Origin of the sequence: Sulfitobacter sp. D7 (assembly GCF_003611275.1) — a bacterium.
GTDB classification, from domain to species: Bacteria; Pseudomonadota; Alphaproteobacteria; order Rhodobacterales; family Rhodobacteraceae; genus Sulfitobacter; species Sulfitobacter profundi.
This window is the reverse complement of the sequence record NZ_CP020694.1, coordinates 2,283,386-2,297,935: the sequence shown is the minus strand read 5'-3', so window position 1 is coordinate 2,297,935 and position 14,550 is coordinate 2,283,386. Positions and strand designations below refer to the sequence as shown.

Annotated in this window: 11 protein-coding genes; 5 read left to right on the top strand and 6 right to left on the bottom strand. The window is 62.7% G+C overall.

All coding sequences use genetic code 11. From position 1 onward, the window contains the following. Positions 1-11 precede the first annotated feature (11 nt). From B5M07_RS11125 to B5M07_RS11115, 3 genes are all read right to left on the bottom strand, one after another. On the bottom strand, positions 12-1,010 hold the full coding sequence (locus B5M07_RS11125) for an ABC transporter permease (protein ID WP_067936889.1): 999 nt from the start codon (positions 1,008-1,010) through the stop codon (positions 12-14). Next, positions 1,003-2,040 carry an ABC transporter permease gene (locus B5M07_RS11120; RefSeq protein ID WP_120351350.1) on the bottom strand — a complete coding sequence of 346 codons (1,038 nt, stop codon included), beginning with the start codon at positions 2,038-2,040 and terminating at the stop codon, positions 1,003-1,005. Before B5M07_RS11120 ends, B5M07_RS11125 begins: the two co-directional genes overlap by 8 nt. A gap of 120 nt (positions 2,041-2,160) precedes the next feature. Then, the gene (locus B5M07_RS11115; protein ID WP_120351349.1) at positions 2,161-3,882 is read right to left on the bottom strand and encodes a peptide ABC transporter substrate-binding protein; all 1,722 of its coding nucleotides are present in this window, start codon (positions 3,880-3,882) and stop codon (positions 2,161-2,163) included. Positions 3,883-4,195: 313 nt separating this feature from the next. Between B5M07_RS11115 and B5M07_RS11110 the strand changes: the two genes are divergently transcribed. The 5 genes from B5M07_RS11110 to B5M07_RS11090 all read left to right on the top strand — a co-directional run bounded on the left by B5M07_RS11110 (position 4,196) and on the right by B5M07_RS11090 (position 11,069). After that, on the top strand, positions 4,196-6,028 hold the full coding sequence (locus B5M07_RS11110; protein WP_120351348.1) for an ABC transporter ATP-binding protein: 1,833 nt from the start codon (positions 4,196-4,198) through the stop codon (positions 6,026-6,028). 10 nt (positions 6,029-6,038) lie between these two features. Then, on the top strand, positions 6,039-7,202 hold the full coding sequence (argE, locus tag B5M07_RS11105) for an acetylornithine deacetylase (RefSeq protein WP_120351347.1): 1,164 nt from the start codon (positions 6,039-6,041) through the stop codon (positions 7,200-7,202). 96 nt (positions 7,203-7,298) lie between these two features. Continuing rightward, complete coding sequence (locus tag B5M07_RS11100) at positions 7,299-8,645, top strand: NAD(P)/FAD-dependent oxidoreductase (RefSeq protein ID WP_120351346.1); 1,347 nt, start codon at positions 7,299-7,301, stop codon at positions 8,643-8,645. 26 nt (positions 8,646-8,671) lie between these two features. Then, positions 8,672-9,838: a M20 aminoacylase family protein gene (locus tag B5M07_RS11095; protein ID WP_120351345.1), complete on the top strand. Its 1,167-nt coding sequence runs from the start codon at positions 8,672-8,674 to the stop codon at positions 9,836-9,838. A 67-nt stretch (positions 9,839-9,905) separates the two neighbouring features. Further along, on the top strand, positions 9,906-11,069 hold the full coding sequence (locus B5M07_RS11090; RefSeq protein WP_120351344.1) for a M20 aminoacylase family protein: 1,164 nt from the start codon (positions 9,906-9,908) through the stop codon (positions 11,067-11,069). 61 nt (positions 11,070-11,130) lie between these two features. Here B5M07_RS11090 and B5M07_RS11085 read toward each other — a convergent pair whose 3' ends face one another. Genes B5M07_RS11085 through moaA form a run of 3 tightly spaced genes read right to left on the bottom strand, consistent with a single transcriptional unit; the run spans position 11,131 to position 14,475 of the window. Next, complete coding sequence (locus B5M07_RS11085; protein ID WP_120351343.1) at positions 11,131-12,174, bottom strand: glycosyltransferase family 4 protein; 1,044 nt, start codon at positions 12,172-12,174, stop codon at positions 11,131-11,133. Further along, complete coding sequence (locus tag B5M07_RS11080; RefSeq protein ID WP_120351342.1) at positions 12,167-13,462, bottom strand: 3-deoxy-D-manno-octulosonic acid transferase; 1,296 nt, start codon at positions 13,460-13,462, stop codon at positions 12,167-12,169. Before B5M07_RS11080 ends, B5M07_RS11085 begins: the two co-directional genes overlap by 8 nt. A 5-nt stretch (positions 13,463-13,467) precedes the next feature. Beyond that, positions 13,468-14,475: a GTP 3',8-cyclase MoaA gene (gene moaA / locus B5M07_RS11075; RefSeq protein ID WP_120351341.1), complete on the bottom strand. Its 1,008-nt coding sequence runs from the start codon at positions 14,473-14,475 to the stop codon at positions 13,468-13,470. Positions 14,476-14,550: the final 75 nt, after the last annotated feature.

Genomic DNA, 14,550 nt, shown 5'->3' with positions numbered 1-14,550 from the left:
CCTTATTTGGCTCAGCGTCCGCGAATGCGCGGATCAAGCGCGTCGCGCAGACCATCGCCAAGGTAGTTCACCGCCAGCACGGTCAGCGAGATGGCGATGCCGGGCAGCATCACGCGCTCGGGAAACTCCTGCATGCGGTCCACTGCGTCGGCCAGTTGCTTGCCCCATGTGGGGAAGTCCGACGGAAAGCCGACGCCCAGAAAGCTCAGCGCGCTTTCGGTGATGATCGCCGTGGCAAGGCCAAGGGTGGCCGAGACCATGATGGGCGAGATCACGTTAGGCAGCAGGTGACGGCGGATGATCTTGCCCGGCGTGGTGCCGATAGAGCGGGCGGCAAGGATGAACTCACGTTCCTTCAGCGCCAGAATATCGCCCCGCACGATCCGCGCCGTCTGCATCCAAGAGGTCAGGCTGATGACCGAGACGATGAGGATGAACATGCCCCCCTCAGGCCCAAATTGCGAGCGCAGCGGTTGCCCGAAGAGTGTCACCGCCAAAAGCACCAGCGGCAGGATCGGCAGGCTGAGGATCAGATCGGTGAAACGCATGAGCCAGAAGTCCATCCGCTTGAAAAAGCCCGAAAGCACGCCGACGGCCGTGCCGATGATCAGCGCCAGCGCCATGGCCATCCAGCCCACGGCCATCGACACGCGCCCGCCAAAAAGCATCTGCGCAAGGATGTCGCGGCCCAACTGATCGGTGCCGAAGGGATGGCTCCACCCCGCCTTGGCATCGCCGTCCCACAGCAGCGTATAGATCGGCCGCCAATTCTTGTTGCGAATGTCGAGCTTCTTGGCGTCGATGTCCCACAGATAGGGGCCAAAGATCACCGCGAGCGTGATGAAGATCAGGAAACCGCCGCCGAAAAGCGCGCCCTTGTGCTTGCGGAACTGGTCCCAGACATCGCGCCATTGGCTGCGCGGGGGCTTCTGCGGGCCCTTGTCTTGCAGGGCTTTCATGAATTCGAGGTCGGCTTCGACCGGGCTGGCGGGAATGGGTTGCTCAGTCATAACGGATCCTTGGGTCAAGCAGGCCGTAGAGGATATCTGCGATCAGGTTGAACAGCACGATCAACACCGCAAAGATAAAGGTCAGGGTCATCACCATGGGCAAATCGTTGGCGCGCAGCGCGGTCAACAGAAGCTGGCCGATGCCATTCACCTTAAAGACGTTCTCGGTGATGATGGCGCCGCCAAAAATGGCAGGCATGCCAAGCGCGATGATGGTGACCACCGGGATCATCGAGTTGCGCAGCACATGCACCATGACGACGACGCTTTCCTTCAGCCCTTTCGCGCGGGCGGTGCGCACGTAGTCTTGGTTGAGGTTGTCGAGCATCGCACCGCGCATGTAGCGGCTGATCTGCGCCGTGGTTTGCAGCGCCAGCACCATGACGGGCATGATCATCTGCATGAATTGCACTTTGAAGCTGGCCCAGTCATTCACCACATGGGTGGTGTCATAGATTGACGGCAGCCATCCCAGATAGACCGAGAAAATCACGATTAGCAGCGGCCCAGTAAAGAACGGCGGGATCGAAAAGCCGATCATGGTGATGAAGGTACCCGCTTGATCAAAGACCGAATAATGGCGGTAGGCCGAGTAGATGCCGATGGGAATGGCGATGACGATCCCCACGATATAGGCCAGACCCACGACCCAAAGGGTCTGCGGCATGCGCTGGATCACGATGTCCATCACAGGCGAACGGGTCTGCCAAGAGATCACGCGCAGCTTGCCGTCCGACAGGTTGGTGTCGGGCAGCCAGCTAAACAGGGCGGAGCGGTTGGTCAGGTAGTCGATGAAGACCTGCGGCTCGATCCAAAAGACCTGCACCAGCCATTTCCAATATTGGATATAGATCGGTTGCCCAAGGCCAAGCGCCTCGCGCATTTTTTCTTTCACTTCAGGCGGGACCGTCAGCGGCACTTGGGCCATGGGGTCGCCGGGGGCGAGTTGTAGCAGCAGGAAAATCACCAGGCTGATAAACAAAAGCGTCGGGATCGACAAAAGAAGTCGTCGGATGGAGAAGGTCAACATGGGCGTCGCCTTTGTAGGTCAGTCTGTGAGGGGGTGGGGGCGAGAGGGGGGCGTGCGGATGGCGCACACCCCCCAAAGGTCGGTGAAGGGAGGCGCAGCATGCCGCGCCTCCGTCCTAGATCACTCTTCCATGCGGTACCAATCGGCGGCATTCCACAGCTCGGAGTCCCATGTGTTCAGAACAACGCCACCAAGGGTGTTGGCTGCAGCAGAAACGCGACCACGGTCAACCAGCGGCAGGATCGAGTAGCTGTCTTTGGTTAGCATGTCGTTCAGCTTTTTGGCCAGTTCGCCACGCTTTTCCATTTCGCCGGTACGGCCCAGTTCGGCCACCATCGCGTCATACTCTTCTTCGCAGAAACGGTTGATGTTCTCACCCTGCCACTGCGATTCCGGGCTTGGGAATTTGGCGCAGGTCCGCTGAGCGAGGTAGCTTTGCGGATCGGTGCCATCGAAGTTGTTGGCATACATTTCCACGTCTGCATAGAAACGCTGGAATGTGTCGGTCGAACCGGGATCACCCCCAAAGAAGACCGAAGCGTCGATGTTGCGCAATTCGGTTTCAACACCGATCTGGCTCCACCAATCCTTGATCAGCGCTTGGAAGTCCTGACGCACGGCGTTGGTCGAGGTCTGGTAAAGGATTTCCAGCTTCACGCCGTCTTTTTCGCGGATGCCGTCGCCATCGCTGTCAACCCAGCCCGCTTCGTCCAAGAGCGCCTTGGCGCCTTCGATGTCTTGGGTCAGGCAGTCGGTGTTGTCGGAGGCGTAAAGCTCTGGCGCGGGCACCATGTTGCAGGTGGCGCGGCCCGCTTGGCCGTAGCCGACTTCGACCAGCAGTTCGCGGTCAATCGCCATCGACAGTGCCCGGCGGACGCTCTCATCGGTGAGGAACGGATGCGGGTGCTTGGCTGTGGCCCGCTCACCTTCCGGCAGGTCCGGGGAGGGGTCTGTCATGTTCAGTTCCAGACGCTCAACCAGCGTGCCGAAAGCCGACATCGGCTTGCCCTTGCCGCCTTCGGCCATCTTGGCGATGACATCGGGGGCCAGTTGCAGGTTCCAGGCGTAGTCGAATTCGCCGGTTTCCATCACGGCACGGCCCGCAGCTGTCGCGTCGCCGCCACCTTTGAAGGTCAGCGAGGCAAAGGCGGGCTTGCTCGGGTCGCGGTAGTTTTCGTTCGCGGCCATGGTGATCACGTCGTTCGGGCGGAACTCAGTGACGGTGAAGGGGCCGGTGCCGATGGGGTTAAAGTTCGCTTCGGTACACTCGGGCGCCTTGGCGCCAGTACAATCGGCAAACTGCGCTGCCTGAATGATCGGGGACTGGCCGCCCATGAAGGGGCCGTAGGGGTTCGGCATCGGCTCGGAGAAGGTAACCTTGACCGTCTGGTCGTCGACCACATCGACCGAAGAGACACCTTCGAATTTGGCCAACTGTGCGCAGCCGCCTTCGGGGTTCATGCAGTAATCGGCGGTGAATTTGACGTCATTGGCGGTGACGGGGGTGCCGTCGGACCACATCAGCCCATCTTTCAGCTTCCATGTGATGGTCTTGAGGTCTTCGCTCACGCCGCCGTTTTCCAGCGTCGGAATTTCGTTCGCCAGATAGGGGACCAGCGCGCCGGTTTCGTCATAGCGACCAAGGGGTTCGAGGATCAGCGAGGACGCTTCGACGTCCTTCGTGCCGCTCGACAGATAGGGGTTCAGGATCGAAGGCGCCTGCCAATAAATGATTTTGACTTCGCCGTCGCGGCCACGCTCGCCCTCATGGGCTTCTGCAAAGGCCATAGGGGCAAACGCAGTCGATGCGACAGCCCCCATCAATAGGGTCTTCAATTTCATATCTTACTCCATGTTGGACACGTGGGCGTGCCGCTTTTTGTCGACGGGATTGCCCCCGCCTTGTTGTTGTCGCCCCAGAAAGAACATGAGCTTCACCTGCTAAACATAACAAAAAAAGCAATATTCAACCTGTGATCGAAGCGTTCTTTCCAAACCGCATGGGCCATATCGAAACAGGTTTCCCAAAAATTGCAAGGGCGGACATGACGCAAATATGACAAAGCGCGAACTGCCCGCGTCAGGTTTGACAGTCTCATGACATTCGCCGTAGCGTCGGGCAAAATCTGCGCCAATAAAAACAACAGGGAAACAGATGCTGGATCACGCAAACGGGGCGCCAATCGCCCAAATTCAGGGCCTGCGCGTCGAATTTCAAACCAAAGATGGCCCCGTTGTCGGCGTCGAAGATGTCAGTTTCGACATCAACCCCGGTGAGACGGTTTGCGTTGTCGGGGAATCGGGATCGGGCAAATCGGTGTCTTCGCTGTCGCTGATGCGGCTGGTCGAATACGGCGGCGGTGAAATTGCAGGCGGGCGCCTTCTTTTTGAGCGTGGTGAAAAGGGGCAGGTCGATCTGGCGGCCAGCAGCGGCAGCCTCATGCGCAAGATTCGCGGCAATGAAATCGGCATGATCTTCCAAGAGCCGATGACCGCGCTGAACCCCGTATTTACCATCGGCAAGCAGATGACCGAGGGCCTGCGCCTGCATCTGAACATGTCCCGGCAAGAGGCCGAGGAACGTGCGTTGGAATTGATGCAGCAGGTCCGCATCCCTGAGCCTGAGCGCCGGTTGAAGCAGTACCCGCATGAGCTTTCGGGCGGTATGCGCCAGCGCGTGGTGATCGCCATGGCGCTGGCCTGCGAGCCGCGCCTGCTGATCGCGGATGAGCCCACCACCGCGCTCGACGTGACGATTCAGGCCGAAATCCTCGCCCTGATGGACCGGCTCAAGCGCGAAACGGGCACGGCGGTGATGTTCATCACCCATGACATGGCCGTGGTGGCGCAGATGGCTGACCGGGTCGTCGTCATGTTCCGCGGCAAGAAGGTCGAGGAAGGCACCGTCGAGGAGATCTTTGAGAACCCGCAGCACCCCTATACCAAAGCGCTCTTGGCCGCCGTGCCGAAACTGGGCGAGATGACGGGCAAGCCATACCCCGAGCCGATGAAGCTTTTGGGCAGTGAGGACAAGGAAATCGTTCCGATCAAGGGCCGCGAAGAGGTGCTCTTGTCGGTCAGGAACCTGACCACGCGCTTCCCAGTGCAGGGCGGTTTCCTGCGCCGCACTGTGGCCAATGTGCATGCGGTCGAAGACCTGTCCTTTACGCTCAACAAAGGTCAGACGCTGAGCCTCGTTGGCGAATCGGGCTGTGGCAAATCCACCGCCGGACGGTCGATCCTGCGGCTGGTGGAGCCGATGTCGGGAGAGGTGAACCTTGACGGTGTCGATATCATGTCGCTCGACCAATCAGCTTTGCGCACCGCGCGGCTCGACATGCAGATGATCTTTCAGGATCCCTTCGCCTCGCTCAACCCGCAGATGCAACTCGCGGATCAGGTGGCCGAGCCGATCCACAATTTTGCGACCCTCAAGGGGGCCGAAATTACCAAGCGGATCGAGATGCTCTTCGACCGGGTGGAACTGCCGCGCAGCTTCATGCGCCGCTTCCCGCATGAGCTGTCAGGCGGCCAGCGCCAACGGGTCGCCATCGCCCGCGCGCTTGCGCTGAACCCCAAGCTGATCATCGCGGATGAAGCGGTCTCGGCCCTTGATGTGTCTGTGCAGGCGCAGGTGCTCAACCTGATGATGGAGCTTCAGGCCGAGATGGAGCTGTCGTTCCTCTTCATCAGCCACGACATGGCGGTGGTGGAGCGGGTAAGCCACTACGTCGGCGTCATGTATCTGGGGCGCATCGTCGAGATGGGCTCGCGCCAGCGGGTGTTTGAGAACCCGCAGCACCCCTATACCCAAGCGCTGATGAAGGCCGTGCCAATCGCCGATCCGCGCCGGCGCAAGTCCGAGAAGGACCTGAACTTCAAACCGATTCCCTCGCCGATCCACCCTGTCAGCTATCGGGCCGAGCCTTCGGTCTACCGCGAGGTGGAGCCGGGGCACCATGTGCTGACCACCGACAGTGGCTATTGAAAGAATACCAATGAACGAACGCCTGACCCCGCTCGAGTTGATGACCAAACTCATTAGCTTTCCCACCGTGTCGCGGGACACCAACATCCCGCTGATCGACTGGGTGGCCGAGTACCTCGCCTCCCACGGGATCGAGAGCCACCGCTACGTCGATCCTGATCAGCCCAAACATGCGCTTTTCGCCCATGCGGGCCCGTGGGAGGAGGGGGCCGTGGTGCTTTCGGGCCATACCGATGTGGTGCCGGTCGACGGGCAGGCATGGGACACCGACCCTTTCACCGTGACCGAGAAAGACGGCCGCTATTACGGACGCGGCACCTGCGACATGAAGGGCTTTGACGCGCTGGCGCTCTGGGCTTTGGTCGAGGCGCATTATGCAGACGTCAAACGCCCCCTACAGATCGCGCTCAGCTTTGACGAAGAGATCGGCTGCACCGGTGCCCCGCCGATGATCCAAGCGATGCAGGGCGTGGTGCCCAAGGGCTCGGCGGTGATCGTGGGCGAGCCTTCGACCATGCAGGCGGTGACTGGCCACAAGGGCGGCATTGGCTTTAACACGCACCTCGTGGGCTTTGAGGTGCATTCCTCGCTGCTGCACACCGGGGTCAACGCGATCATGGCGGGCGCCAAGCTCATCGAATGGGCCAATGACGTGAACAGCGACAACATGGCCGCCAAACCGACCGAGACGGCGGCGATGTTCGACCCGCCCTTCACCACCGCCCATGTCGGTGTGATCGAAGGCGGCACGGCCCACAACATCACCGCCAAGGACTGCAAATTCGCCATGGATTTCCGCGTGGTGCCGGGTGAAGACAAAGACAAATGGGGCACCGCCTACCTCAAGAAGGTCCGTGAGGTCGAAAAGCAGATGCAGGACGTGGTGCCCGAAACCTACATCGAGACCTCGACCCGTTTCGACGTGCCCGCGCTGCAGCCCGAAAAGGACGGCGAGGCCGAGCAGATCGTGCGCCAGATCACCGGCGACAATGCCAGCCACAAAGTGAGCTACGGCACCGAAGCCGGGCAGTTCCAAGAGGCAGGGTATTCCGCCGTGATCTGTGGGCCGGGCGACATCGCGCAGGCGCACCAGCCCAATGAATTCATCGACGTGGCGCAATTCGAGGCCGGTCACGACTTCATGCGCCGGCTGCTGACCCGCTTGCAGGGCTGAGCCATCCCTGACAGACCTAGGGCAGGCCCCCCGCAGGGGCCTGTCCTTTCCACGGCCGCCCGGTGCAGCCGCGCGGTCCCAGCCTCCGGGGTTCGCATGTCCGTTTTTCCTATCACCCTTGCCACCCCTGCCAGCTACCCCCGCACCCCGCCGCGTGACAGCGAGGTGGTGGTCATCGGCGGTGGCGTGATCGGTGTCTGCACCGCCCTGTTTCTGGCGCGGGCGGGCAAACAGGTGACGCTGCTGGAAAAGGGCCGCATTGCCGCCGAACAATCCAGCCGCAACTGGGGCTGGATCCGCCAACAAGGGCGCGACCCGGATGAGTTGCCGATCATGGTCGAAGCCGCGCGGCTTTGGCGCGAACTGGCCCCAGAGCTCGACCGCGACATCGGGCTGAAACAGACCGGCGTGACCTATCTGGCAAGGTCGGACGCCAAGATGCAAAGCTACGCAGACTGGCTGCCCCACGCCAAGGCGAATGGGATCGACAGCCGGTTGATGGACGCAGGCGAGGTGGCGGCGGCTTTTCCGGGGCTGAGCAAAGGCTACACCGGGGCGTTGATCACCCCCTCCGACATGCGGGCCGAACCTTGGGTCGCGGTGCCAGCGCTGGCCGCCTTGGCCGTCAAAGAGGGCGTGCGCATCATCGAGAACTGCGCGGTGCGCAAGCTTGACCTCGCCGCGGGCCGCGTGGCGGGGGTGAGCACCGAAGCGGGGGCGATCCGCACGACATCGGTGGTGCTGGCGGGCGGGGCATGGTCGGCGCTTTTCCTGCGCGCGCATGGCGTCACCCTGCCGCAGCTATCCGTACGCGAAAGCGTGGTGGCGACCAACGTGCTGCCCGAGGTGCACGCCGGTGCCGTGGCCGAGGCGGGGCTGGCCTTTCGCCGCCGCGCTGATGGGGGGTATACGCTGGCTCCGGGGGCGGCGCCCGACCTCTATGTCGGGCCAGATGCCTTCCGCGCCCTGCGTCACTACCTCCCACAGTTGCGCGCCACCCCCTTTGGCCAGCGGCTGCGGATGTCTGCACCTAAGGGCTTTCCTGATGCATGGCGCACCCCGCGCCAATGGGCCGCGGACAGTTTCAGCCCCTTCGAGGCGATGCGCATCCTTGATCCCGCCCCCGATCACCGCCGGTTGCGCCGCACAATCAAGCAGTTCGCCGCGCTTTATCCCGAACTACCACCGATCACGGCGCGCAATTCATGGGCGGGCATGATCGACACAATGCCCGATATCGTACCCGTGGCGGACAGTTGCGCCCAAATTCCGGGCCTCGTCATTGGCACCGGCATGTCGGGCCACGGTTTTGGCATCGGGCCGGGCATGGGGCGGGTGCTGGCCGCACTGGTCATGGGCGATGCACCGGGGCATGATCTGAGCAGATTTCGCGCCGACCGGTTCAGTGATGGCACGCCCATCCGCCCCGGTCCGGCGCTTTAACCTCATTGTTTCAAAGGACATAGCCCATGCCGATCAAGAACCGTTTCGCCGAGACCCACGCCGAGACCACCGCATGGCGCCGCCACCTGCATCAGCACCCTGAACTGATGTTCGACCTGCCCGAAACCTCGAAATTCGTCGAAGACAAGCTGCGCAGCTTTGGCATCACCGACATCACCACCGGCATCGCGCAGACCGGCGTGGTCGCGGTGATCGAGGGGCAGAGCAATCGCTCAAACCGCACCATCGGGCTGCGCGCCGATATGGATGCGCTGCCGATCATGGAAGCGACGGGGCTGCCCTATGCCTCCAAGACTCCCGGCAAAATGCATGCCTGCGGCCATGATGGGCATACGGCGATGCTCTTGGGTGCTGCACAATACCTTGCGGAGACGCGCAATTTCGATGGCCGCGTCGTGCTGATCTTCCAACCCGCCGAGGAAGGCGGCGGCGGTGGCAATGTCATGGTGCAAGAGGGGCTGATGGACCGTTGGGATATCGATGAGGTTTACGGCATGCACAATATGCCCGGCCACCCCACCGGGCATTTCGCAATCCGCGAGGGCGCGCTGCTGGCTGCGGCGGATGAGTTCAACATCACGCTGACCGGGCAGGGCGGCCATGCCGCGGCCCCGCATGAGGCCATCGACACCAACCTCGCTGCCGCCCATGTGTTGATCGCGCTGCAATCCATCGCCAGCCGCAACACCGATCCGCTGAAACAGGTCGTCGTCTCGGTCTGCACCCTGCGCAGCGATACCGACAGCCACAACGTCCTGCCGCATCAGGTGCTTCTGCGCGGCACGGTGCGCACTTTGGACCCCGTGGTGCAGGATTTGGCCGAGCAGCGCTTGCACGACCTCACCCGCCTGACTGCCGAAGCGCATCAGTGCAAGGCAGAGATCGACTATCAGCGCGGCTATCCCGTCACGCGCAACCACAGCGACCACACCCTCTATGCCGCCGAGGCAGCCGACAAGATCACCCCCGGCACCGACCGCGACACCCCGCCCATCATGGCAGGCGAAGATTTTTCCTATATGCTCAACGCGCGACCGGGTGCCTATATTATGATCGGCAACGGCGATGGGGCGACGGTGCACCACCCGGCATATGACTTTGACGATGCCGCAATCCCGGCGGGTTGCTCATGGTTCGCGCAGGTGGTTGAGGACCGGCTGGCAAGGGCGTAAGCATGTGGCAGATAAATGCGACTGCATGAAAATCAGCGCCAACCCAACTCCGGAGGATACTTCCCAAATGGCCGTTAAGAACCGATTTGCCGAGCTGCATGACGACATCACCGCATGGCGCCGCGATCTGCATGAAAACCCCGAAATCCTCTTTGAGACGCACCGCACCTCGGCCACCGTGGCCGAGAAACTGCGCAGCTTCGGCTGCGACGAGGTCGTCGAGGGCATTGGCCGCACCGGCGTCGTCGGCGTGATCAAGGGCAAGGAAACCGGATCGGGCAAGGTCATCGGGCTGCGCGCCGACATGGACGCGCTGCCGATCCACGAACAGACCGGGCTTGAGTATGCCTCTAAGACCGACGGCGCGATGCATGCCTGCGGTCATGACGGCCACACCGCGATGCTGCTGGGGGCGGCGCAATATCTAGCCGAGACCCGCAATTTCGACGGTACCGTCGTGGTGATCTTCCAGCCCGCCGAAGAGGGCGGCGGCGGTGGCCGTGAGATGTGCGAGGACGGTATGATGGACCGTTTTGGCATCCAAGAAGTCTATGGGATGCACAACTGGCCGGGCATGCCCACGGGCTCTTTCGGCATCCGCCCGGGGTCTTTCTTTGCTGCGACGGATCAGTTCGACATCACCTTTGAGGGCCGCGGCGGCCATGCCGCCAAGCCGCATGAGACCGTCGACACAACCGTGATGGCCGCGCAGGCCGTGCTGGCGCTGCAAACCATTACATCGCGCAATGCCGACCCGGTGGAGCAGATCGTCGTCTCGGTCACCGCCTTTGAGACATCTTCCAAAGCCTTCAACGTGATCCCGCAGCGGGTGCAGATGAAAGGCACCGTGCGCACGATGTCGGCGGATATGCGCAGCCTTGCCGAAAAGCGGATCAACGAGATTTGCAACGGCATCGCGGGCACCTTTGGCGGCACAGCGGATGTGACCTACCACCGCGGCTATCCGGTCATGGTGAACCACGAAGAGCAGACCGAGTTTGCCGCCGATGTGGCACGCTCAATCTCGGGCGATTGCGTCGAGGCGCCGCTGGTCATGGGGGGGGAAGACTTCGCTTTCATGCTCGAAGAACGCCCCGGTGCCTATATTTTGGTCGGCAACGGCGACACGGCGGCGGTGCACCATCCGGAGTATAACTTCAACGATGAGGCGATCCCGGCAGGCTGTAGCTGGTGGGCGGGTATCGTCGAGCAGCGGATGCCAGCCGCCTGATCCCGCAATCAGAAACGATCCTAGCGCGCCTCCTTCGGGGGCGCGTTTTTCTTTGGCGGGCCTAGCCGCGTTCCCACAGCGCGTTATAGACGGCTTCGATCCCATCGGCCTCGGTCCGCGCGCTAAAGCGGTGTTCGGCCCAGTGGCGCGCAGCTTCTGAAAAAGCGGCTTGGTCCTCTCGCTCAAGCAGGGACAGCGCGGCTTGGGCCGCAGCCTCCGCCGCGCCAAGCGGGACCACCTTGCCCACACGGCCACCATTCGAAAAAGCGCCGTAATACCCTGCATCGCTGCCCACGAAGGGCACGCCCGAGGCCAGCGCTTCGAGCGGGACCATGCCATAGCCCTCGTAGCGCGGCAGTTGCACCACCAGCGACAGCGCGCGCATCAGTTTGGGCAGGTCGGCGGCAGGGTATTCGCCCACGAAAAGCAGCCGCTCCGCGAGGCCCGCCGCCTCGACCTGCGCCTTGAGCTTGGTCAGAAACGCCTCATGTTTGCCGCCCGCGCGGCCAATCACCAGCGCCACCGCGCCGGGGCGTTCGGGCAGCAAGCGCAGCATCGCCTCCACGAAAAGGTCGGTGCCTTTCTCGGGCCGAATGCGCCCCACGGTGGCGATGCCATGGGTGCCACCAAAGCCCAATTGCTCCCAAGCGGCGCCCCGGTTGGTGGCGGGAGAGAAGACATCGGTATCCACCCCATGCGGCACCACGGCGCGGACATGGGGCACGAACTCCGCCGCGCGTTCGGTCGTGGCGATGACCGCGTCCATTTGCCGGATCAGCCAGCGTGGATAGGCTGAATGCAGGCGCTGCGCGGCAGAGGTGAAGACGATCCGGATATTCGCCCCGCGTACATCGCGCAGCCAAAGCGCGCTGCGCATCTCGGGGTTGCGGCGGACGTGCCAGATGGCGAAGGGGCGGTCTTGGGGGGGATGTTTTCGGGTGATCCGCCCCGCGGCGGCACGGGTCAGCGGCACCGGGCAGCCGGGGAGGGGTTGGCCCACTAACACCAACTCGTGCCGATTGACCTGTTGGCGCACCACATTGGCCGCCGTGGCCGAGACGCCGGTGAAATTGCGGTTGTAGTTGGTGACGAAAAGCTCAGGCATCGGCGCTGTCCTCTCGCAGGCGCAGGGCCGTGATCAGCCGCTCGGCAATACTGTCGAGTTTGTCGATTTGCCCCGCGGCATAAGTTTTCGACGCGGCCACACCGCTGGCGCGGGCAATATCGTTGCGCAAAAGATCCGCCACACGGTCCGCCAAATCCTGCGTGCCCGCCACCAGACGCGCGGCACCTGCGGCCTCCATCCCGGCAAAGGTCTCGGCGAAATTGGCGACATGGGTGCCCGAAAGCACCATCGCCCCGGCCTGCGCAACCTCATAGGGGTTATGCCCCCCAATTGGGTGTAGCGATCCGCCCAGAAAGACGATGTCGGACAGCGCGTACCAGGTGCCCAGCTCGCCCAATGTGTCGGCCAGATAGACCTGCTCGCGCGGCATGTCGCCCCGCGTCCGGCGGCCATGGGTCAGTCCGACGCTGGCGATGAGGCCGGCCACCTCGTCCCCGCGTTCCGGGTGGCGGGGGACAAGGATTAGACACAGGTCGGGGACCTGTTCGAGCAGTTGCCGATGCGCTTCTAATACCGCTTTCTCCTCGCCCGGATGGGTGGAGGAGGCGATCCAGACGGGGCGGTCGCCAAAGGCCGCACGGGCCTGCGCGATGGTGTCATCGTCCTGCGGCAGGGGGCCTGCCATAGACTTGAGGTTGATCCCCGGAGCGACCCGATCGGCGGGGGCGTTGATGGTGGTCATGGCCCGCGCCATCGCGTCATTCTGCGTCAGGATCAGGTCAAACACACCAAAGAGAAACCCCGCCAGCGCGGGCTGTTTCTGCCAGCGTTCGATAGAGCGTTGCGACAGGCGCGCGTTGATCAGCGCCATTGGCGTGCCACGCGCATGGGTCCGCCGCAGCATCTGCGGCCAAAGCTCGCTCTCGACGAAAAGCGCCGCGTCGGGCCGCCAATGGTTGAGGAACCGCTTTAGCGGGCCGGGGGCGTCGAGCGGGGCGAATTGGTGCCGGCTGCGCGGCGGCAGGCGTCGGTCCACCAGCCGGGCCGAGGTCGCGGTGCCGGAGGTGATGAGGAAATGCGCCTGCGGCAGCGCGCGGCCCATCCGATCAATCAGCGCCAAAACCGACAGGCTTTCCCCGACAGAGGCGGCGTGAAACCAGATCAGCGGCCCCTCGGGGCGCGGCTGGCTGGCGTGGCCAAGCTTTTCGCGCGCGCGTTTCGGCTCAACTTCGGCCCGGCGCAGCTTGGCCATGGACTGCCGTCCTGCGATGGGCAGCATCACAGTGCTTGCCGCGACCCATGCCCGGTAGAGGAACGGCGTGGTCATCGGGCTCAGCCGCCCGTGTGGCTCATGTGGCGCGGCATCTGCCCGTCGACACGCTGGCGTGAATAGTCGAAATCATGCCCCTTGGGCTTGCGGTCGATCGCCGCGCGGATCGCCTCTTGCAGCGGGACATCCGTATCGGGGTGATCGCGCAGTGGGACGCGCAGATCGGCCACGTCTTCTTGGCCCAGACACATGAAAATCTCACCGGTGCAGGTGACCCGCACGCGGTTGCAGCTTTCGCAGAAATTATGGCTCAGCGGGGTGATGAAGCCGATCTTCTGACCCGTCTCTTCGAGCCGCACATAGCGGGCGGGGCCGCCGGTCCGCTCGGCCAGATCGGTAACGGTATAATGTTCGGCATAGCGCGCGCGCACGTCCTTCAGGGACCAGAACTGACCAAATCGGTCTTCGTTGCCCAGATCGCCCATCGGCATGACTTCGATCCATGTCAGGTCAATCCCACGCTCGGCGCACCATTCGGTGATGCGCGGCAGTTCGGGTTCGTTAAAACCTTTGAGCGCCACGGCGTTGATCTTGATTTTCAGGCCCGCGCGCTGCGCCGCGTCGATCCCGCGTAGCACCTGCGGCAGGCGGCCCCAGCGGGTGATGTCCGCGAATTTCTGCTCGTCCAGCGTGTCGAGAGAGACGTTCACCCGCCGCACGCCCGCGGCATAGAGATCATCGGCAAAGCGTTCAAGCTGGCTGCCATTGGTGGTCAGCGTCAGCTCCTTCAGCTTGCCACTGTCGAGATGGCGCTTCATGCCGTCGAAGAATGTCATGATGCCGCGCCGGACCAGTGGCTCGCCACCGGTGATGCGCAGCTTTTCGACGCCGAGGTTGATGAAGTTGCTGCACAGGCGGTCCAACTCCTCCAGCGTCAGCAATTCCTTCTTGGGCAGGAAGGTCATGTTTTCCGACATGCAATAGACGCAGCGAAAATCGCAGCGGTCAGTGACGGAGACGCGCAGGTAGGTGATTGCGCGCATGAAGGGGTCTATGAGGGGTGCTGTCATGTCTCATAGGTAATGCCCCGCCCACTGCGGGGCAAGCGGCATTTGGACGATTGATAAGGGGGCAGGGCGCGGATA